20 protein-coding genes are annotated in these 20242 nt (G+C 46.7%); 18 read left to right on the top strand and 2 right to left on the bottom strand.

The window, feature by feature from the left end:
- Positions 1-4: 4 nt before the first annotated feature.
- From DWZ44_RS05175 to DWZ44_RS05200, 6 genes are all read left to right on the top strand, one after another.
- Positions 5-676 (top strand): ribulose-phosphate 3-epimerase, encoded by a 672-nt coding sequence (locus DWZ44_RS05175; RefSeq protein ID WP_117801721.1) that lies wholly within the window; start codon positions 5-7, stop codon positions 674-676.
- Between the two features lie 80 nt (positions 677-756).
- Positions 757-1317 (top strand): manganese efflux pump, encoded by a 561-nt coding sequence (locus DWZ44_RS05180; RefSeq protein WP_055219426.1) that lies wholly within the window; start codon positions 757-759, stop codon positions 1315-1317.
- A 139-nt stretch (positions 1318-1456) separates the two neighbouring features.
- A complete protein-coding gene (locus tag DWZ44_RS05185; protein ID WP_117804423.1) occupies positions 1457-2221 on the top strand; it encodes a glycosyltransferase family 2 protein in 765 nt (254 codons plus the stop codon).
- Positions 2221-3618, top strand: a complete 1398-nt coding sequence (locus DWZ44_RS05190) for a sugar transferase (protein WP_117804376.1) — start codon at positions 2221-2223, stop codon at positions 3616-3618. Before DWZ44_RS05185 ends, DWZ44_RS05190 begins: the two co-directional genes overlap by 1 nt.
- On the top strand, positions 3611-4486 hold the full coding sequence (locus DWZ44_RS05195) for a LicD family protein (RefSeq protein ID WP_055219421.1): 876 nt from the start codon (positions 3611-3613) through the stop codon (positions 4484-4486). Before DWZ44_RS05190 ends, DWZ44_RS05195 begins: the two co-directional genes overlap by 8 nt.
- 17 nt (positions 4487-4503) lie before the next feature.
- On the top strand, positions 4504-5484 hold the full coding sequence (locus DWZ44_RS05200; RefSeq protein ID WP_055219419.1) for a glycosyltransferase family 2 protein: 981 nt from the start codon (positions 4504-4506) through the stop codon (positions 5482-5484).
- Positions 5485-5542: 58 nt separating this feature from the next.
- On the opposite strand, the gene DWZ44_RS05205 is transcribed toward DWZ44_RS05200, so the two are convergent.
- Positions 5543-7789, bottom strand: coding sequence for a hypothetical protein (locus DWZ44_RS05205; RefSeq protein WP_158565832.1), 2247 nt, complete (start codon positions 7787-7789; stop codon positions 5543-5545).
- A gap of 199 nt (positions 7790-7988) precedes the next feature.
- Between DWZ44_RS05205 and DWZ44_RS05210 the strand changes: the two genes are divergently transcribed.
- From DWZ44_RS05210 to DWZ44_RS05235, 6 genes are all read left to right on the top strand, one after another.
- On the top strand, positions 7989-9056 hold the full coding sequence (locus tag DWZ44_RS05210; protein WP_117804378.1) for a DUF6077 domain-containing protein: 1068 nt from the start codon (positions 7989-7991) through the stop codon (positions 9054-9056).
- A gap of 12 nt (positions 9057-9068) precedes the next feature.
- Complete coding sequence (locus DWZ44_RS05215) at positions 9069-9905, top strand: hypothetical protein (RefSeq protein WP_117804379.1); 837 nt, start codon at positions 9069-9071, stop codon at positions 9903-9905.
- A 16-nt stretch (positions 9906-9921) separates the two neighbouring features.
- Complete coding sequence (locus DWZ44_RS05220; protein ID WP_022462984.1) at positions 9922-10272, top strand: EamA family transporter; 351 nt, start codon at positions 9922-9924, stop codon at positions 10270-10272.
- Positions 10265-10603: an EamA family transporter gene (locus DWZ44_RS05225; RefSeq protein WP_022462983.1), complete on the top strand. Its 339-nt coding sequence runs from the start codon at positions 10265-10267 to the stop codon at positions 10601-10603. The genes DWZ44_RS05220 and DWZ44_RS05225 overlap by 8 nt, the downstream gene beginning before the upstream one ends.
- Positions 10604-10698: 95 nt before the next feature.
- Positions 10699-10890 (top strand): hypothetical protein, encoded by a 192-nt coding sequence (locus tag DWZ44_RS05230; RefSeq protein WP_117804380.1) that lies wholly within the window; start codon positions 10699-10701, stop codon positions 10888-10890.
- A 126-nt stretch (positions 10891-11016) separates the two neighbouring features.
- On the top strand, positions 11017-11829 hold the full coding sequence (locus tag DWZ44_RS05235) for a hypothetical protein (protein ID WP_117804381.1): 813 nt from the start codon (positions 11017-11019) through the stop codon (positions 11827-11829).
- A 117-nt stretch (positions 11830-11946) separates the two neighbouring features.
- Here DWZ44_RS05235 and DWZ44_RS05240 read toward each other — a convergent pair whose 3' ends face one another.
- Positions 11947-13896, bottom strand: coding sequence for a sulfatase-like hydrolase/transferase (locus DWZ44_RS05240; protein ID WP_243002033.1), 1950 nt, complete (start codon positions 13894-13896; stop codon positions 11947-11949).
- A gap of 305 nt (positions 13897-14201) precedes the next feature.
- Here DWZ44_RS05240 and rfbC point away from each other — a divergent pair, with 305 nt between their 5' ends.
- Genes rfbC through DWZ44_RS05270 form a run of 6 tightly spaced genes read left to right on the top strand, consistent with a single transcriptional unit; the run spans position 14202 to position 20227 of the window.
- On the top strand, positions 14202-14762 hold the full coding sequence (gene rfbC / locus DWZ44_RS05245) for a dTDP-4-dehydrorhamnose 3,5-epimerase (protein ID WP_022462980.1): 561 nt from the start codon (positions 14202-14204) through the stop codon (positions 14760-14762).
- A 16-nt stretch (positions 14763-14778) separates the two neighbouring features.
- A complete protein-coding gene (locus DWZ44_RS05250) occupies positions 14779-15579 on the top strand; it encodes an ABC transporter permease (protein WP_055227566.1) in 801 nt (266 codons plus the stop codon).
- Positions 15580-15588: 9 nt separating this feature from the next.
- Positions 15589-16920, top strand: coding sequence for an ABC transporter ATP-binding protein (locus DWZ44_RS05255; protein ID WP_117801715.1), 1332 nt, complete (start codon positions 15589-15591; stop codon positions 16918-16920).
- A gap of 28 nt (positions 16921-16948) precedes the next feature.
- Positions 16949-17872, top strand: a complete 924-nt coding sequence (locus DWZ44_RS05260; protein WP_117804382.1) for a class I SAM-dependent methyltransferase — start codon at positions 16949-16951, stop codon at positions 17870-17872.
- 4 nt (positions 17873-17876) lie between these two features.
- Positions 17877-19253: a hypothetical protein gene (locus tag DWZ44_RS05265; RefSeq protein WP_117804383.1), complete on the top strand. Its 1377-nt coding sequence runs from the start codon at positions 17877-17879 to the stop codon at positions 19251-19253.
- Positions 19254-19255: 2 nt separating this feature from the next.
- On the top strand, positions 19256-20227 hold the full coding sequence (locus tag DWZ44_RS05270) for a glycosyltransferase family 2 protein (protein WP_022462975.1): 972 nt from the start codon (positions 19256-19258) through the stop codon (positions 20225-20227).
- Positions 20228-20242: the final 15 nt, after the last annotated feature.

Raw genomic sequence — 20242 nt, forward strand, 5'->3', positions numbered from 1 at the left:
AAATATGAGAAAAAGTCAGATATCGGCATCCATGATGTGCTCAAACCTTGTGGATCTGCAGGCGACGATCGATGTATTTGAAAAAGAAAAAGTCGAATATCTCCATATTGATGTGATGGACGGCGAGTTCGTTCCGAACTTCGGCCTTGGCGTCGACTACATCCGCGGACTGCGGGAACTGACGAGTATTCCGCTCGATCTTCATCTGATGATTAAAGACCCGGAGTACAAGCTGCCGTGGATCGGCATTTACAAAGAGGACATCGTGACGATTCATTATGAGAGCACTTTCCAGGTGCAGCGCGCGCTCGATTACCTCGTGCCGTACGGCTGCAAGCGGTTCCTCGCGATCAACCCGGCGACACCGATCGGGCAGATCGAGGAAGTGCTTGATTATATCGACGGCGTCAATCTTCTGATGGTGAATCCGGGCTTTGCCGGACAGAAAATTGTGCCGAGTACGCTGCGCAAGGCGGAAAAGCTGCAGAAATTTCTGCAGGAGATGCACCGGGAGGACATCATTTTAGAAGTGGACGGAAACATTACGAAGGAGCACGGCGCGACGCTGCGTTCCTTTGGAGCCAGCATTTTTGTGGCGGGAACTTCGAGCATTTTCTGCACCGATGTATCGCACTTCGGAGAAAAAATCCGGGAATTCCGGAAAGCAGTGGAATAAGAAAAAGAACTGCCTTCCCGGGATGCACGGTTTGAAAAACAGACGAATACTGTAAAGTGAGAAATGACGGAGCGTGTCATATGGTAGAATTGCTTCTGCTTGCTGCGGCGCTCTCAGCCGATAACTTTGCAGTAAGCATCGGATATGGAAGCAGCAATACGAGAATTTCACCCGGCATGACGGCGCTGCTGAATCTGTTTTGCAGTGCTGCCCTGGTTGCTTCCGCGCAGTTTGGAAAAAGATTTCTGCAGTCCGCAGGACCGGAATGGGGAACCAGAGTGGGTGCGGGCTGCTTTTTTCTTATGGGAACGCTGAAAATTTTCGAAGAACTGAGAAAACGCAGAAGAAAAAAGCAGGGAAAACCAGAAGCAAGACTGGAACATCTGGAAAAACAGCTCCACCCACTGGAATTTGGCCTGCTGGCGGTTTCGATGTCGGTGGATGGAATTGTCTCCGGCGTCTTTGCCGCGGATCTTCCGGTGACAGGAGGACAGATCTTTTTTGCCTCCTTCGCGGTCGGAATGGCGGCGATGTATGCCGGAACTGCCATCGGAAAAAAGACGGGGCAGAAAAACGGCGGAAACGGAGCACTGTTCGGAGGAATTCTGTTCTATTTACTGGCGTTTTTAAAGCTCACATAGAATTACATGTAAGAAAGAAAAACCAGCAGATCCCGGCGTAAAATTGACAAGCCCGTGCAGATATGCTATAAAAGTAGGAGGTTTGCTGCTGGAAAATTTAAAAAACAGATGCAGCAGACAAAGTAAGAGAGGAAAATACATGATTTCAGTAGTAATCCCTTCGTACAACGGTGCAGAAACACTGTTTCAGGCAATCGACTCAGTCCTTTGCCAGACAACAAAAACCCCGCTGGAAATCCTGGTGATCGACGACCATTCCACGGACGATACGATGGAAAAGATGGGGCGTTACGGAGAAAATGACCGGGTACGGTATATCCGGAATGAGACAAACAAAGGAGCATCCGCATCCAGAAACCGCGGTGTACAGCTCGCAAAGGGCGATTACATTGCCTTTCTGGACGCGGATGATTACTGGGATCCCGAAAAACTGGAAAAGCAGGAAAAAGCCCTTGCAAAGACCGGTGATGTGCTCTGCTGTACGGGTCGGGAGCTGATTTACGATCAGGAACCGGAAAAGCAGAAGATTTTTTCTGTCCCGGAGCGGATCACCTACAAAATGCTACTGCGCGGCAACGTGATCGGCTGCTCGTCGGTACTGGCCAAAAGAAGCGTTCTGCTGGAATTCCCGATGGAAAAGGACGAGTGCCACGAGGATTATCTGGACTGGCTGCGGATCCTGAAAAAATACGGGACAGCCTGCGGTGTGGATGAGCCTTTGCTGAAATACCGGCTGTCCAGCACAGGAAAATCGGGGAATAAACTGCATTCTGCAGGAATGACTTACCGTGTTTACCGCGAGCTGGGAATGGGAACGTTCCGCTCCCTGTACTGTTTTGCGTGCTATGCCGTAAACGGTGTGCGGAAGTATTACGGTAAGGGCAAAAAGAGAGGAAGAGATTGATGAACTATAAAAACAGGGAACAGTACAAACATCTGATGCGTGTCCTGGCGGTCGCGGCGATTGTGCTTCTGGAATGCGCTGTTTTTTCTGTGTTCTGGGACAGATACTATGCGAGCCACCTGTGGCTGGAGCCGTTCTGGGATAAGGGAAATCAGATTATCGTCGTGATCTACGGTATTTTTCTTCTGGTTTTCATGTACATTTACGGCGGCATGAAGATCGGCTACATGAAGGGAAGCAGCATCATCTATTCCCAGATGATGACGGCATTCTGTGCCAATGCGCTGATGTATCTGCAGATTATCCTGCTGTGGCGCCACCTGCCGTACATTCTGCCGATGGTCGGCATGACACTCGTGGACTTTGCGCTGGCAGGCATTGTATCCTGGCTTTTTGAGAAAACGTTTGCGCGTCTCTTTCCGCCAAGAGAGGTGCTTCTGATTTACGGTGAATACCCGATGGAAAGCCTGGAGCTGAAGATGAACCAGCGGCCGGACAAGTATATTGTAGCACATAAGGTGAGCGTGGAAGTGGGAGAGAAAGAGCTCTGCCGCCAGATTGACACATACGGTCAGGAGGGTGTGATCCTGGGCGATCTTCATTCGGAGCTGCGCAACCGTCTGCTGAAATATTGCTATGCGAAAGAAATCCGTGTCTATCTGACGCCGAAGCTGTCGGATATTATGGTACGGAAAGCGGAAGCGCTCCATATTTTCGATACACCGCTTCTGCTCGCGCGAAACAGTGGTCTTTCGTTTGATCAGAGATTCTGCAAGCGCCTGCTGGATCTGCTCGTATCGACGATTCTTCTTGTGATCACGTCGCCGATTATGCTGATCGCAGCGCTCTGCATCAAGCTGTATGACCATGGCCCGGTGTTCTTTAAACAGAAACGTCTCACGATCGGCGGAAAAGAATTCTATGTCTACAAATTCCGAAGCATGATCGTGGATGCCGAAAAAGACGGCGTAGCCCGCCTGGCAACGAAGAACGACAGCCGCATTACGCCGGTCGGGAAGGTGATCCGCGCGACGAGAATTGATGAGCTGCCGCAGCTTCTGAACATTTTCAAGGGCGATATGAGCGTCGTCGGACCGCGCCCGGAGCGGCCGGAGATTGCAAAGGAATATGAGGAATCGATTCCGGAGTTTGCTTACCGTCTGAAAGTAAAGGCAGGCCTTACCGGCTACGCCCAGATTTACGGAAAGTACAACACGACCGCATACGACAAGTTGAAGCTGGATCTGATGTACATAGAAAGCTATTCGATTTTAGAGGATCTGAAGCTGATTCTTGCAACCTTTAAGATTGTCTTCACAAAGGAGAGCACAGAAGGGCTCGAGGAAGGACAGACGATCAGCCTGAACGCAAAGGAAGAGGAGAAAAAAGATGTTTAATACCGAGGACGAAATTCTGCGCCGGCTGCAGGAAAAAAATCTGGAAATGGCCGTTATGTTTTACCACTGGTGCCAGAGAAATCATCTGACCTGTTATCTCTGCGGCGGCGGCTGTATCGGTGCAATCCGCCACGGCGGCTTTATTCCGTGGGACGATGATCTCGACTTTTTCATGCCGCGGAAAGATTACGAGAAGTTCCTGAAAATCTGGGATACGCAGGAGGAGAGTAAAATCTACAAGCTCGAGTACCCGAAAGAGGGCTTCTGCAATGCTCACACGTTTGCGAACATCCGCGACAGCCGCACCACGCAGGTGAAAAAGGAGCAGGTCGATATGGATCTCTGCCACGGCGTTGCACTTGATATTCTCCCGATCGAGGGCTATGCACCGGGAAACCTTGCGCGGAAATGGCAGGTGATCGAGGGAAAGATTTTCCAGCTCTTCTGCACGCAGGTTATTCCGACCAAAGAACGCCACGGCGCGTTTATGCATTACCTGGGAACGATTCTGCTGGCGCTGGCTCCGACGCAGAAGATGCGGTACCGGATCTGGAAGCAGGCAGAGAACTATATTACAAAATTTGATATCGACAGCCCGCGGGTGGACGGCATCACCGAGATGTGCGCACCGCAGGCGATTCTCCGGAAATATCCGAAAAAGATTTTTGCATCGGCGATTGAGGTTCCGTTCGAGAACGAGCGCCTGCCGATTCCGGTCGGATATGACACATATCTGCGCATGGCGTTCGGCGATTATATGAAACTGCCGCCGAAAGAACAGCAGAAAGGCCACCACGATGCGGCGTTTCTGGATCTCGATCATCCGTATGAGCAGTATAAGGGGATACACTACTGCTGTAAGAAATAAAGAAAGAGGATAAAACAATGCCGGAAATTTCAATCATTACCCCGGTGTATCAGGCAGAAAAATTTTTAAAAAAATGTGTGGATTCCATTCTCTCCCAGTCTTTTACGGACTGGGAGCTGCTTCTTGTAGATGATGGAAGCACCGACAAGAGCAGTGAAATCTGCCGGACATACGCAGAACAGGATGCGCGGATCCGTTATCACCAAAAAGAGAACGGCGGTGTCAGTTCGGCGCGGAATGCGGGCGTTGCGCTTGCAGAGGGGCGTTATATCACGTTTGTGGACAGCGACGATTTCGCAGCGGAGGATCTTCTGGAAACACTGTATCGTCTGGCGGAAAAATATGATGCCGAAATGAGTATCTGCCGCGGATACGATCTCTATGAAGGAAGGCCGGTGCCGGATCTGAAACAGGAGGGAATCGAATCTGTGACCGACAGCGAGGAGGGACTGCGCCAGGTGATGAAGGCGCGCGTGTTCGGCGTGATGCCGTGGGGCAAGCTGTATCGGAGAGAGATTTTCGAGGGCGTTGTCTATCCGGAGAAAACAATCGCCGAGGATGCATACGTCATCGTTCCGTTAATGGAGCACTGCCGGAAGGTGGCCTTTTCCACAGCACAGAAATACTATTATGTGCACCGGCGCGAAAGCCTCACGACAAGCGGTTTTCGCTGGTCAGATCTGGGTTCGGTGGAAGTATGGGATCATAATCAGAATGTCGTGGAAGAACGCCACCCGGCGCTGAAAAAAGAAGCAGGTGTGCGCTGCTGCTGGGCGCGGTTTTTCGTGCTGGACAAGCTGATGCTGTTGGAAACCATGGACGCGGAGAAAAAGGCGCTTGCGAAGAGGCTGGCAAAAGAGCTTAAAAAGCATCCGCTTCTGGTACTGGAAGGCGATCACTTCACGAATGGGCGGAAAATCGCCTATCTGACCCTGTTTCTGGGAACCGGAATTTACCGGCAGTGCGTTCGTGCACTGTTCCGGAAAAGAAATTTATAAAAAATGCGGCAGAAACGAATGAGATTTTCGTTTCTGCCGCATTTTTATATGGATTTTTCTAGCTTTCTTTTTCGGAAAGCAGAACACCGTTTTTATCAAACACATACGTTGTTCCGTCAATTTTTTTCGTCCCGGTGACGCATCCGCCCCAGCTCTGGAAATAATATGTTTTTCCGTCAATTTCTGCCCAGCCGGTCTGCATGGAAGCATCATCGTTGAAGTAATACCAGTTGTTTTTATAATAGAACCACTGCGATTTTCTCGCACCGCCCCAGCTGTAGGTAAAGTACCAGACACCTTCCCGGATCACCCATTGGTTTGCCGGCATGACGCCGTTTTCATCAACAAAATAAAGATTGTTGTCGTACGTAAAGGCTTCATCCGTTTTCCGTGTACAGTCCTCATTAATATAATAGTATTTATTCTGAAGCAGCAGCCAGCCTTCGTGTGCGGCACCGCCCCAGCTTCTGAGATAATAATAGTTTCCATCCCATTTCAGCCACTGGTTCTGATACATTTTTCCGCTCTTATTTACAAAGTAGAGATTGTTGTCATACAGGAAACTTTCGTTCTGCTTCAGGGAACCGTCCGCATTCATAAAATACCAGGCGCCATCGATCTGATACCAGCCATTGGTTACGCAGGAATATTTCTGTACATAATACCAGGCACCGTCATGGTACAGCCAGGTGCTGCCGGAAATACCGCCCCAGGAAAGAAATTTGACGCGGTAACCGTTTAAGGTAAGTGTCGTATTGCGTGCGGCACCTCCCCATGTGTAAAAATAGTACATCGTTTTGGTCTCCGGATCAGCGTGCCATCCGGACGAATACATAATACCGGTATCCTTGGCGAGATAGTACCAGTTGTTGCTGATAAACTGCCATCCGGTCTGCATCTCACCGCTGCCGGAAAAATAATAGTAATCTCCATCAAGCAGAAGCCAGCCTGTTGCCATAACGCCGTCCGCGCCGAGGTAATACGTTTTGTGGTCGAGGGTGAGCCAGCCGGTATACGGTGTTTCATCATCGTTGTAGTAATACCATTTTCCATCCCGTTTTACCCAGCCGATGACGTGGCGTTCGTTTGTGATCACGCCGTTTTCATCGGAGGTATATTCGATGCCCGTTTCTGTGTCGCGCCAGGAAGTGGAGCATACGAGAAGATGGCTGCTGTCTGCATAATATTTCTGTCCGCCGCGGGTGAAAAATCCGCTGTACGGGATGCCGTCATGATAAGCAACGAGCTTGGAAGAACGGCCGCGGTAAATTTCATAGGTATCATCCACGTTGGAAGTGACCGCGGAACCGGAAAAGTCAGCAATGACTGCCGGAAGATCGCCGGAATATTCTGTCGTGGAAAATACGCGCAGCCCCAGAGAGGTCAGGGTCTCGACGGTATCGTTATCCATAATACGGAAGTCACCGGTCTGGATAAAATATTCCGGGTTGACGGCAGCAAGATAGTCTGCATCGACAGCATTCGGATATCCGTGATGATTGGAAGTCATCAGATCAATGCTGTACAGCCCGTAGTTCGAAACAATCCGGCTGGCATCTCCCTCGACGTCGTCGATATCGCTCGTCAGAAAAGCGCGGTGGTCGTTTGCGGAGGCAATTACACCAAGACAGAACTGGTTGGCGTCCTCTTTTGGACTTGTGAGATAATCTTCCTCGTAGTTGACAATCTGGATCTGGAAATTTCCAAAAGCAAAATCAGGAGATCCTTCTTCTGCGGAGGCGGCACCGGGATTCAGATGCTGGATCAGGGTCACGCCTTCAGTCTCTTCTGCAGCAGTAAGAAGCTGGTCGTAGACATAAAGATTGTCCCAGAGACGCGCAGTATTATAGATATAACTGTCATCATACGGGAGCAGATAAACCCGGTCGGGGGAATACAGCCGCACGATGGTATCGCCGGTTCCAATATGGTCGCTGTGCGGATGTGTTGCAACATAAAACTGCAGATTATCGGAGGTGACACCGAGGGAGTCCAGGTAGGAGAGTACCTCATCGTCGTAGCCGGTCGACGTTGTGATGCCGCTGCGCAGCGGATAACGCGGATCAGATCCGTCAGGGTAATCCCAGTCCTCGCCGGAGTCTACCATGCCGAAAATTTTCTGGCCATTATCGTCTACACTTTCCAGAACGATGGCATTGGAGCCGCTGCCGAGTGTCAGAATGTGAATTTTTGCTGTAGTATCAGCCGCATGTGTGTTTTCCGGGGTGAGAAAAAGAAAAGCAGCGGCAAGGGATGCAGCGCCGATGGAAAACACGGATCTGCGGGTATGCCGGGAAAAAGGCATATCAATGGCTCCTTTCGTAACATATATCATTAAAACAAAAAGTAAAACAGCCGGGTGGAAAATAAGCGCTCAACATCACAATTATACAAAATTTCAGGGAAAAGTCAATGTTTATTAGAATTTCGATTACTTGACGCAGACAGGGCATCATGTTAGAATGAGTGGGATTGGGAATGTAAGGAAAAGAAAGGAACCAAACATGATTACCTTATTAAAAATGCCGGCACTGTTTCTGGGAATGCTCGCAGTGTTCTGCTGCCTGGGTTCTTTTTTTATCAGAGAAAACAGGTATGAGAGCGGACATCTGGGTGAAACTGTGCTGTTTGGCTTTATTGCATATTACTTCTTATTTGAACTGATTTCTGTGCCGATGATGGTGCTCGGTGCAAAGCTGCATCTGCTCGCATGGGTATGGGCTGCTGTTGTGGCTGTCCTTGTAATTGCTTCCATCTGTCTTCATCTGGGAATGTGGAGAGAGTGGGGAAAAAGAAGCGGCGGTTTCTGGAGAGGAAAGACGGCGGCTTTTTATGTGATGCTGGTGCTGATTGGAATCCAGCTGTATTTTGTTGCTGCACTGCAGGAAAACGGCAGTGCGGATGCAGCGTATTATGTGGGAAGTGTGACAACGAACCTTGCGACAGATTCCATCAGCAGCTTTGACCCATATACAGGAAAAGCACTGGATTTTTTTAACATCCGTTATGTGTTCAGCATGTATCCGGCAGCAAATGCAGTACTGTGCTGTTTAACGGGCCTTCATCCGCTCGTAGTGACGAAGGTGATTCTCTGTATGATGACGGTAGTTTTAAGTTATCTCGTCTATGCACAGATCGGAAAGGCGCTGTTAAAAGAAAAACAGATGGTATGGGTGCTCCTGTGCTTTATTAGTGTTGTGAATCTGAATTTTCATACGATCTTTTCGAATGCGTCGTTCCTGCTGACGAGGGGATACGAGGGAAAGGCCGTATTGTGCAATATCATCCTCCCGTTTCTGTTTTATCTTGGCCTGCGCATGTATCAGGAGAAAAACGGAAAGAGAGTCTGGCTGCTGTTTTTCATGACAGGCGTCGCTGCAATTGACCTTACGATGTCATCCATGATGACCGTACCGGTGGCCATGAGTGCTGTGATTCTGCCGAATCTTGTGCGGAAAAAACGCTGGGGACAGAGCGGGCTCTATCTGCTTGCTGTGCTGCCGTGTGTGCTGGTGCTTGGGGTCTATCTCCTTGGTGTGCGCGGTATCCTGCAGATTCCGGTTGTGCGGTAGAAAGGAGAAAATGTGGGCGGAATAAATCTGAATGAGAGCGGCCTCGATTTTGTGAGACAGGTCTTTGTGACGTTTGGAGGAAACACAACCGTACTGACGCTGTTTCTGCTGTCGGTGCTGTATCTCGCTTTAAAAGGAAAAAAGGAAGAGCGGTATGTGTTCGTAACAACCGCTGTTTTTCTGGCCTTTACGGTATACAATCCATTTGCGGTGAAATATATCCTGGGAAAACTTGGAATGGTCAATGTCTATTACCGGTTTTTCTGGATTCTGCCGATGGTACTGACCATCGGATATGCCTGCACGAAAGTTGTGGGCGGGCAGAAAAAAGGCTGGAGACGGTATCTGACCGCGGCTGTGCTGGCAGCGGTCATCTGTTTTGGCGGAAATTCCGTACTGGCTGGCGGACTGCCGAAGCTGCCGGATAACCAGTACAAGATGCCAGATGATCTTCTGGCCGTCTGTACGGTGCTGCACGAAGAAGCGGGAGAGGGAACCGTAAGAGTTGTCTTTGAACCGGATTTCAACCTGATCGTGCGGCAGTATGATGCTTCGTTTGAACTGGTTCTGGACCGCGATATGGTTCTGACCTATCAGGGCTCCAATACGGTATCAACTGATGCACTGACCGAGCAGGAAATTGAAGACGAAACAAAGATCCTTCAGATTATCACACAGATGGATCTGTCGCTGGATCAGAAAGAATTTTACAGAAGTCTTAGGGAAATGAATGCAGAGTATATTGTACTTTCGAGCAGTTCAGCGGCAGTATCCTATGTGGAAACAGCGGGGTGCATCCCGGTAAGAGAAGTAGAAGGGCATATCATTTTCCGCGTGGAAGAAAAGTAAAAAGGAGGACTTGTTTTTGAATAAGGCAAAAGATTATATTCAGCTGCACCTGAATATCCTGCTGTTTTCTCTGACGAGTGTGTTCTCGAAAGCAGCATCGGTTCAGCTGAACCGGGGAGGAATCAAAAATCCTCTATTATATGTATTTTTATTTCTGATGGTTGCAAACTGTGGCATTTACGCTATTGCATGGCAGAAGGTAATCAAAAAATTCTCTTTGTCAACCGCATATGCAAACCGCAGCGTCTATCTGATCTGGTCCCAGATCTGGGCCGTGATCATTTTCCATGAAAATCTGACGGTAAAAAATATCATCGGCCTTCTGATTGTGCTGGTGGGAGTTATGGTGGTGCAGCGATATGAATAAATATATGATTTTAATGCTGATCTGTACAATGTTTTCAGCAGTATCACAGATTCTGCTGAAACAAAGCGCCAACGAGGAGCATGCATCTGCACTTCGCGAGTATCTGAACTGGCGCGTGATTGTGGCGTATCTGATTTTTGGCAGTGTACTTCTTTTAAATACGTATGCCTACACACAGGTAGATTTGAAATACGGTCCGGTGTTGGATACCTTTACGTACGTCTTTGTCCTGCTGCTTTCCTTTGGCGTTTTGAAAGAAAAGGTATCAAAAGGAAAGCTGATTGGGAATCTGATTATTATTCTGGGGGTACTGGTGTATACATTGCCGTAAAACGTTCCGATGATGGAAAGAAAGCGATATCAGCTAAGCTGTCCTTGTCCTTTGAAATAGGGGGTCTGCGTACAACAAACGAAAGGCTTTTGATTATGAATAAGAAAAAAATAGATTATCGTTTTAAGATATTATATGCTGTGGCGATTCTGATGGTTGTTGCGGGACATTGTGATGGTGGTGGAATTTCTTTGGACTTTGCGCAATGGTTTCCGTATGAGGGAATCCATCTGGCGCTGTTTACTTTTTGTTCAGGATATTTTTTTAAAGATGCAGCACTGAAATGACCGGGGAGATATGTCTGTAAAAAGCTTCGTACCCTGATACTTCCAATGTATGGGTATACGATTGCGTATGGGCTGATTGTCAGGTTATTACATCGGTGGGGCTTTCAAATCGGTGGAAAATTTAATTTGCACAATATTCTGATTTCACCTTTAAACGATGGGCATCAGTTTGTCCTTAATATGGCCGGCTGGTATATTGTGCCCTTGTTTATGGTAGAAATATTAAATTGTATGATTCGGGCATTTTTTAAGCGAAAAGGATGGCAGATACCGGAATGGATATTTTTTGCAGGGGCAGTACTTATTGGAATGGGCGGCAATTTTTTGGCGATTATGGAATATCGCACCAGCTGGTGGCTGACAGTGGTCAGAATTCTGTATTTTGCTCCGTTTTATGCAATGGGTATTTTTTATAAAAAGATACTGGAGAAATATGTGGACAGGATTCCATCTGTAGTGTATTTTGCGATTGTGTTTGCTGCAAAACTTATGATTTTTCTTCATTATAAAACTAGGTTGGCTTATACGCCAGCGTGGTGCAATGACTTTAATCAAGGACCGGTCATGCCAATTATTATTGGTTTTTTGGGAATTGCACTTTGGATGCGGATTGCAACGATAATGGAACCAGTATTTGGAAGAAAAAAGTGGATTAATCTTCTTGCAGACAACACATTTTCGATTATGGAAAATCAGTTTTTGGGTTTTTTACTTGTAAAAGTTGCTTTCGGAACAATTGCGAATGGCACAAAGCTGTTTTTGAAGTTTGACTGGTCAAGATGTAAAAGTGATATTTGGTGGTATTATATGCCGAAGGACGTAGAACAGACAAAAATTCTGTATTTATTAGCAGCGATTTTTGCTGCCTTACTGATCCAGTGGATCCTTACACAGGTGAAAAAAATGGGAAAAAACATATTTTTGTACGTAAGACAATAGTTAAGCGTATACTGCTTTAAATATTTTGCAAGATAAAAATCCCGCAGAAAAAGAAATGAAAACTTTTTCTGCGGGATTTTATTTTATATTGCATAGATCTGAATCGTTATCAAATTTTTATTGATAATCGATAGGAGACAGGTCGTGAGGATCATCTTCCGCAGAAGAGCCTAGATGTCTGATGGTTTTGGAATTATCCTCATTTTCAGAGAAATCGTCCTCATCTATTCCAGAAGAAGAACTTTCGACTGTGGAATCCAAATCGTTTTCTGTAAAAGAAGAAGCGGAGGAAATGTCATTTACCGAAGTGGAGTCGGGTGTTTCCTCTTCCAATTCAGGATTTGTATCGCAAGGACCCTCGATGAGATGGTAATCCGACTCGGAAAAATGATACCATTTCCCATCCTCAAGCTTTTGCCAGCCGGAAACCGCGTGGCCGTCCTTATCAATAAAATAAGACTGCTTACCGTCAGCCCAGAGCTGATGTGGATTGTAAGTTACCCATTCGTTATTGGCAAATCGATCTTCTTCCTTAATATAAAATTTCTGATATTCGCCATCGCCGACCCAGACGGGGGTAAGATCAGCATCAAGTTCATCGAAGAATCGGGAGCCCATAGAGAGCTGGCGATTCAGTTCATCGAAGCCAAGTTCTTCGGCAAGTGTAGGCTTGTCTGAAAAAAGATTCGTACCAAGTCCAAGACGGTCACCGTCAATGACAGCTCCAAGGCTTGCGAGAGTAGTTGGGAACATATCCATCGTGGTGAAAATCCGATTTTTTTCATGAACCGGAAGAATGGGTGAATTTAAAATAGCGTTATAAGTAGAACGTTGATAATCTTCAGCGATGTTTTCACAAAAATCAGAGTCCATGGTCAGATGATCACCGGAAAGAATTATAGTCGTGTTTTCATAAAAAGGCTGTTCCTTGATCCAGTCTATAAACTCACTGACACGGGAACTGGAGCAGTCAATCACCATACCGTAGTGGTCATCTCCGTACTGCTTTTCATCACACTCGTCACATTTGTAGCCGTCCTCGAAGTGGGTGGCAACAGTCAGCATACTGAAGTTGAACGGTTCGTCATTCTTGGAAATCTCCGTCAGTTTATCTTTTGCATACTCAAACAGTTTGGCATCTTCATAGCCCCACCACTGGTAGTAGCCTTCCGGGATCAGTCCCTCGCTGATCGCCCAGTAGTAATCGTCAATTTCATAATCACCGTGCGAAGTGAAGTAATTCTTCCGTCCGCCGAATGCGGCATCGGAACCCATCATAAAGTACTGTTTGTAGCCGGCTTCATTGAGAACGTCGCCAAGTGTTGAAAGCTGCGGAAAAAAGCTGTCCTGATAAGCCATCTCATTGCCTTGAATCGAAAGCTTCAGCGGAAGACCGGAAGTCTGTGCAAAGAGACCGCCCATGGTCCAGGTGGTTCCGGTTGTCGGATAAGCGCCGCCCAGCTTGTCGGAGTTGGAAAAATTGATATTGTCCAGGGCAAGATTAGTCAGGGCGGGAATAAAATTGTGGTCGTAAGCACCGCCGTCTTTTTTATCAGAATAGGTGCTTTCCATTGATTCCAGATAAATATAGATCAGATTCCGTTTCTTTTCCGGGAATGTAATCGTTGTCTGGGACGGATTGACGTAATTATCTTCGATCAAAGTGCTGTAGCTGTTCTGAATGTGCAGGTAAGTATCGATATCCAGCGTCGTCCAGACATTATAAAGAGAATAGGAAGAAAGAGCGATTCCCAGGGCAATGCAGATGCAACCGAGAATGATTTCCACTTTCTTCCGATGGCGCAGGATAATAAAAAGCGCGATCAGAATAGCAAGAACGGCAAAAGAGATCATGCCGCAGGACCAGACGTAACTCCAGAGCACATCCTTGCTGGTACCCTCAAGGGGTGCCTTTAAGTGATAAACAAGTTCTTCCATATCAAGATGCGCCCAGGTCGCGAGCATCCAGCGGGAAGACGTAAAAAGAAGGATCCCAAGGAATCCTAACAGAACGGAAAGAATGGAAAAAAGTATCTTTCCAACATGCTGTACTTTTTTGCGAGACACAGTAAATAACCTCCAGTTTTCTTTAGTGTTTTATAATAGGTAACAAACAGGTAGCGTTAGGTATAAAATATAACTGGGAACTTACGATATTATAACAGAAACTTTACGAAAAAAATAGTATTTTCTTAAAAAATACGAGTGGAAAATGAAAATCCGGGAATTTACATAAAAAGCGGCGGGGCGGGCGTGAAAATGGGTTCTTGAGTTTCTCAGAAAAGAATGGTATAATAGCAAAGATTGTAGACACAAAAGAGGTCAAAAAAAGATCTGTTCACATTTTTGTGGAGAAGAGAAAGGAAAGAAAAATGGGAAAAATTAAAGTAGAATCTTGTGAAATTGAAGGATTAAAAGTAATTACCCCGACCGTATTCGGCGATGAGCGCGGATATTTTATGGAGACATACAATTACAATGATTTTAAAGAAGCCGGCATTGATGTCCAGTTCGTACAGGACAACCAGTCTGCATCCAAAAAAGGTGTCCTGCGTGGACTTCACTTCCAGATCAATTACCCGCAGGACAAACTGGTACGCGTGGTAAACGGAGAAGTATTCGATGTTGCGGTTGACCTTCGCGAGGGATCCAAAACCTACGGAAAATGGTTCGGCGTCCTGCTTTCGGCAGAAAATAAGAAACAGTTCTTTATTCCGAAGAACTTTGCACATGGATTTATCGTACTCTCTGATTATGCAGAGTTTGCTTATAAATGTACCGATTTCTATCATCCAAACGATGAGGGCGGTCTGTACTTTGACGATCCGGAGATCGGCGTGGAGTGGCCGATGCCGGAAGGAATGACAAAAGAAGATCTGATTATTTCGGAAAAAGATCATAAATGGGGCGGAATTAAGGATTTAAAGAAATAAGGAGTAAAAAACATTTATGAACGTATTCAAAGAACTTTATCAGAACCGGAAACTGATCTGGAAACTGTCGAAAAATGATTTCCGCAACAAATTTGCCGGAGCGTATTTTGGCATCGTATGGGCATTCATTCAGCCGATGGTGACGGTTGCTGTTTATTTTGTCGTGTTTCAGCTCGGACTGCGTGTACAGCCAGCTGCCACTGGATATCCGTATATCTGCTGGCTGGTTTCCGGTATTATTCCGTGGTTCTTCTTTTCTGATGCACTGCCAAGTGCGTCAAATTGTCTGCTGGAATACAGTTACCTGGTAAAGAAGGTTGTATTTAAGATCAGTGTGCTTCCAATTGTGAAGGTGATTTCTTCCCTGTTTGTACATCTGTTCTTTATTGTGTTTGCTATTTTGATTTTTGCACTGATGGGAAAACTTCCGCCGGTTCAGATTATCCAGATCGGGTACTATACCTTTGCGGTGATCTGTCTCGTCGTTGTACTTTCCTATCTGACCTGTTCCATCACACCGTTTTTCCGCGATTTCGGCCAGATTATCAATGTAATTCTGAATGTCGGCATGTGGGCAACCCCGATTCTGTGGGATACCACAACAATTCCGAATATTCCGAACTGGCTGAACAGCCTTCTGAAGCTGAATCCTCTGTACTATATTGTCCAGGGATATCGTGACAGCTTTATGAATGGACTCTGGTTCTTCGAGCATCCATGGCACACCCTTTACTTCTGGGCTTTTGTGCTTATGGCAGGACTAATCAGTTCCAAAGTGTTCAAGCGCCTCCGGGTTCATTTCTCAGATGTATTATAGGAGGATGGAATGAGCACAGAAAATACAGAAACAGTAATTTCAATTAACCATGTCAGCAAGGTCTACAAGCTGTTTGAAAAGCCGATGGACCGTCTGAAAGAATCGCTTTCACTGACACATAAAAACTATCACACCGATCATTTTGCGCTGGAGGATATCTCGCTCGAGGTGCATAAGGGCGAGTGTGTCGGTATCATTGGAACGAACGGTTCCGGAAAATCCACACTGCTGAAAATCGTCACAGGTGTCTTAAACCCGACGAGCGGAAACGTGGAGTTAAAGGGAAGAGTCAGTGCCATTCTGGAACTGGGTGCAGGCTTTAACATGGAGTATACCGGTATTGAGAACATTTTCCTGAACGGAACGATGCTTGGCTATACCGAGGAGGAGATGAAGGCAAAGCTCGACGATATCATTGCGTTTGCAGAGATCGGTGACTTTATCAATCAGCCGGTTAAGACGTATTCCAGCGGTATGTTTGCCCGCCTTGCCTTCGCGGTTGCGATCAATGTGGATCCGGATATTCTGATTGTCGATGAGGCCTTAAGCGTCGGAGACATTTTCTTCCAGTCCAAGTGTTACCGGAAATTTAACGATCTGAAAGAAGCAGGAAAAACGATCCTTTTCGTTTCCCACGATATGGGCAGCGTCATCAAGTACTGTGAGAGATGTCTTCTGATTAACAAAGGAAAACAGGTGATGGTTGGAAAATCGTCGGAGGCAGTCGATGTCTACAAGAAGATTCTTGCCAACCAGTACGATGACGAGACAAAAGAAGAGGAAGAGACCGAAGAGAGTGCAGAACAGACCGAAGAGAGAACCGAAGCAGATGCATCCGGTGCCGTATCGGCAGAAAAGCCGAAAAAAGGCCTCTGGAGAGAACGCCTGATTGCGAATGCGCAGCTGGTAGAGTATGGAGACAAGGCTGCGGAGATCGTGGACTTTGCGATTATCGACCACAAAGGTATGATTACATCTTCTGTGGATAAAAACCAGAGATTCCGCATCAAGATGAAAATCAAGTTCCATGAAACGATGGAGCATCCGATTTTTGCCTTTTCGATCAAAGACCGGAAGGGAACGGAGATTACCGGAACGAATACGGCGCTGGAGGATTACACAAAAGACGTGGTGGAAGCAGGAAAGACCGTCACGGTATGCTTTGACCAGATCATGCCGCTGCAGAGCGGACAGTATCTGATGTCGTTTGGATGTACCAGCTACCATCTGGAAGAGCTGGTGATCCACCACAGACTGTACGATGCTTGCTTCCTGGAAGTCTTCTCCATGAAAGACACCGTAGGATTTTTTGATATGAACTCTACCGTGACCTACGAGTAGGATGCGGAGGATAAACGACGGGGGTTATATGAAAGAAACAATAGGAAATGTTCTTTTGAACCTGGATTATTATGACGGCGAAGATGCTTACAGCGACGGCAGCATTGAGGACCGGCTGCTGGAGATCGTCAAGACGACGCCGAAAGAGGATTACCAGAAGGTAATCCTCACAGAAAAAAGCTGGCCGATTTTTTATCACCTTTCTCCAGAACGGGAAAATATTCTGGACTGGTATGAGTGGAAAGACGATGCTTCCGTATTTGAAGTCGGAGCCGGCTGCGGAGCCATTTCCGGCGTGCTCTGCAGAAATGCAAAGCGGGTAGTGGCAAACGATCTGTCGAAGCGGCGCAGTACGATCAATGCCTACAAAAATCAGGATGCGTCCAACCTGGAGATTATGGTTGGAAACTTTAATGTTGTTGCAGAAAAAATGGAAGAACGCTTCGATTACGTGACACTGATCGGTGTTCTGGAGTATGCAAAAAGCTATATTGGAAAGGATAATCCGTATCCGGAATATCTGGAAAAGATCAATCGTCTCTTAAAACCGGGCGGAAAAATCCTGATTGCGATTGAGAACCGTCTGGGACTGAAGTATTTTGCCGGCTGCAGGGAAGACCATGTGGGCCGGGAATTTGCCGGAATTGAAGGATATCCGGGGATCGATTTTGTCGAGACATTCAGCAAACCGGAGCTGGAGCAGATGCTGCAGGAAAACGGTTTTTCGAAGTTTAAGTTTTATTATCCCTATCCGGATTACAAATTTCCGGCGGTCATTTATTCGGATGAATATCTGCCGAAGCCGGGTGAATTGAGAAAAAATCAGCGGAATTTTGATGCTGACAGGATCACACTTTTTGACGAAGGCAAAGCATTTGACGGAATCCTGAAGTCCGGTCTGTTTCCGGTTTTTTCCAATTCCTTTCTGATTGAAGTGGAGAAAAAGGAGTAAACGTATGAGGAAAGTTCTGTATACGAAATTTTCGAGAGAACGTCGGAACGAATTTCAGATTATGACCCGGATTACAGAAGAGGATGGGATCCGGCGTGTGTGGAAGCTTCCGCTGCAGAAAGAGGGAGAACTCCACATCCGGCATATGTATGAAAACTATAGAAAGCTGGAGCATCTGTACACCTATGCGGGCGTACAGATCTGCCCATGCGAACTGGATGAAGAAAAATGCGCGCTTGCATTTCCTTTTGTAGAAGGGGAAAGTCTGGAAACGCGCATTTCCCGTCATGGAAAAGAAAAAGATTTTGCATCGCTGAAAAAGGATTATGAACTGCTGTATCAGATCATTGCATCGGCAAAAGGGCAGAAATCCTTTGTGGAAACCGATGCGTTCTGTGAGGTGTTCGGCCATCCGGCATTGAAAGAAGGGCTTGCCGCAGCGGAGATTTCCAATATTGACATGATTCCAGGCAACCTTCTTCTGGATGGAGAAAAGGTCTGGGTGGCAGACTACGAGTGGGTATTCCCGTTTGCCGTACCGATTGCATTTATCTATGCGCGGAGCGTCTTTTTACAGGAGGCGGCGAGTGCACTGACGAAGGAAGAGCAGGAAGAACTGTACGCCATTGGCGGTATTTCCATGGAAGAGATTCCGGTATACTACCATATGGAAGAGTGCTTCCAGGAATTCGCGGCCGGAAAGGGTGAGCCAAATGCGCTCGCCACGTTCTATGGAAAACTGCACCGGCACAATTATCCGCTTTCTATCTGGGAAAAAGAAAAAATGATGTACCCGGTTGTGCTCACCGAAACAGCACCGGAGGAGAGAGAACTCTATTATGAGGACTGCTTCGGCTTGGATGAGCAGAAGGTGATGATGCTTGAAAAGGCAGACGCGGACGGAGAGCTTTCCCTTCAGCTGATGCAAGAGGGGGCTGTCATTAAAATCCGTTCTCTCGCGGGCGTATGCAGCGATGGAAAGACGGAACGTATCGCTTTTTCGCACAACGCCGAGCTTGAGATTATCGACGACTATTATTTCCTTGGAACGCCGGTTCTGAAATTCCGGAATGCCGGTTATGAACAGATCCGGATTGATTACCGGATTTACTACAAAGGCGATGGCGTTACGTCCCAGTTTATTCAATATATCCGTCAGAATAAAGATCTGAGGGATGAACTGAACGGGGAGATTTATCGGAAAGGCCAGCTGCAGGCAGAAATCGAAGCAGAAAAAGCGGCACTTGCACACAGGGAAGAAGAACTCCAGGAAACGAGAAAACAGAAGCAGTTTCTGGAGGAAGAGCTGGAGCGGATGCGCCAGCGTAAGGTTGTGCGTATGGCAGATAAAGTGCAGCATGTGATAAAAAGGAGTAAATAACTATGGATGTATCCATTGTCATTCCTACCAAAAATGGTGGGCATCTGTTTGAAAAAGTGCTGGATGCCGTTTTCAAACAGAAGACAGAGTATGAATATGAAGTAATTTGCGTGGATTCCGGGTCAAAGGACGGAACTCTCGATGTGATCCGCAAATATCCATGCCGTTTGTTTCAGATTGAGCCGTCCGAATTTGGACATGGAAAAACGAGAAACTATGGTGCTTCCAAAGGAAACGGAACGTATATCATCTTTATTACGCAGGATGCGCTTCCAGCGACCGATACCTGGCTGCAGAATTTCATTGATGCCATGAAGATGGACCCGGAAATCGTGGGAGGATTCGGGATTCATTATCCGTATCCGGACTGCAATCTGCTTGACAAGCGTGATCTGGACGGCCATTTTAAAGGATTTGGAGAAACTAATACGATTTTCCACCTTGATGATCCGGAACGCTACGAAAGAGAAGAAGGATATCGTCATTATCTGGCGTTTTTCTCCGACAATAACTCCTGTATCCGAAGAGATATTTTTGAAAAATATCCGTATGAGGATGTCAACTTTGCCGAGGATCAGATCTGGGCGAGAAAGATGATTGAACTCGGATTCAAAAAAGTATACTGCCCGTATGCGCCAGTATATCATTCCCACAATTTCAAACTCAGAACGTATTTCAAACGGTATTATGATGAGCAGAAGGGATTATATGAAGTTCATCAGTATATGATTGCACAGAAATGGACGCAGCTTCCGGGCATGCTGTACCGGCAGGTGAGAGGGGACTGTGTGTATATCCGTCAGCAGCCGCTCAGCAAAAAAGAGAAAATCCACTGGGCATTTTATTCCCTGTTTCGCAATTTTGACCGCTTTGTGGGCGGCTATCTCGGCGGAAAATACCATCTGTATTCCAAACGGAAACAACAGTTCCTGGATCGTCACATTTCGCAGCAGTACGATCAGAGACATGCATAGAAGAAAGGAAAAAGA

Origin of the sequence: Blautia sp. AF32-4BH, assembly GCF_003460565.1 — a bacterium.
Lineage (GTDB): Bacteria > Bacillota > Clostridia > Lachnospirales > Lachnospiraceae > Fusicatenibacter > Fusicatenibacter saccharivorans.

Bases quoted from the DNA above. Each gene is read 5' to 3' on its own strand.
- DWZ44_RS05175 (WP_117801721.1), top strand. From the start codon at position 5: ATGAGAAAAAGTCAGATATCGGCATCCATGATGTGCTCAAACCTTGTG.
- DWZ44_RS05180 (WP_055219426.1), top strand. From the start codon at position 757: ATGGTAGAATTGCTTCTGCTTGCTGCGGCGCTCTCAGCCGATAACTTT.
- DWZ44_RS05185 (WP_117804423.1), top strand. From the start codon at position 1,457: ATGATTTCAGTAGTAATCCCTTCGTACAACGGTGCAGAAACACTGTTT.
- DWZ44_RS05190 (WP_117804376.1), top strand. From the start codon at position 2,221: ATGAACTATAAAAACAGGGAACAGTACAAACATCTGATGCGTGTCCTG.
- DWZ44_RS05195 (WP_055219421.1), top strand. From the start codon at position 3,611: ATGTTTAATACCGAGGACGAAATTCTGCGCCGGCTGCAGGAAAAAAAT.
- DWZ44_RS05200 (WP_055219419.1), top strand. From the start codon at position 4,504: ATGCCGGAAATTTCAATCATTACCCCGGTGTATCAGGCAGAAAAATTT.
- DWZ44_RS05205 (WP_158565832.1), bottom strand. From the start codon at position 7,789: ATGCCTTTTTCCCGGCATACCCGCAGATCCGTGTTTTCCATCGGCGCT.
- DWZ44_RS05210 (WP_117804378.1), top strand. From the start codon at position 7,989: ATGATTACCTTATTAAAAATGCCGGCACTGTTTCTGGGAATGCTCGCA.
- DWZ44_RS05225 (WP_022462983.1), top strand. From the start codon at position 10,265: ATGAATAAATATATGATTTTAATGCTGATCTGTACAATGTTTTCAGCA.
- DWZ44_RS05230 (WP_117804380.1), top strand. From the start codon at position 10,699: ATGAATAAGAAAAAAATAGATTATCGTTTTAAGATATTATATGCTGTG.
- rfbC (WP_022462980.1), top strand. From the start codon at position 14,202: ATGGGAAAAATTAAAGTAGAATCTTGTGAAATTGAAGGATTAAAAGTA.
- DWZ44_RS05250 (WP_055227566.1), top strand. From the start codon at position 14,779: ATGAACGTATTCAAAGAACTTTATCAGAACCGGAAACTGATCTGGAAA.
- DWZ44_RS05255 (WP_117801715.1), top strand. From the start codon at position 15,589: ATGAGCACAGAAAATACAGAAACAGTAATTTCAATTAACCATGTCAGC.
- DWZ44_RS05260 (WP_117804382.1), top strand. From the start codon at position 16,949: ATGAAAGAAACAATAGGAAATGTTCTTTTGAACCTGGATTATTATGAC.
- DWZ44_RS05265 (WP_117804383.1), top strand. From the start codon at position 17,877: ATGAGGAAAGTTCTGTATACGAAATTTTCGAGAGAACGTCGGAACGAA.
- DWZ44_RS05270 (WP_022462975.1), top strand. From the start codon at position 19,256: ATGGATGTATCCATTGTCATTCCTACCAAAAATGGTGGGCATCTGTTT.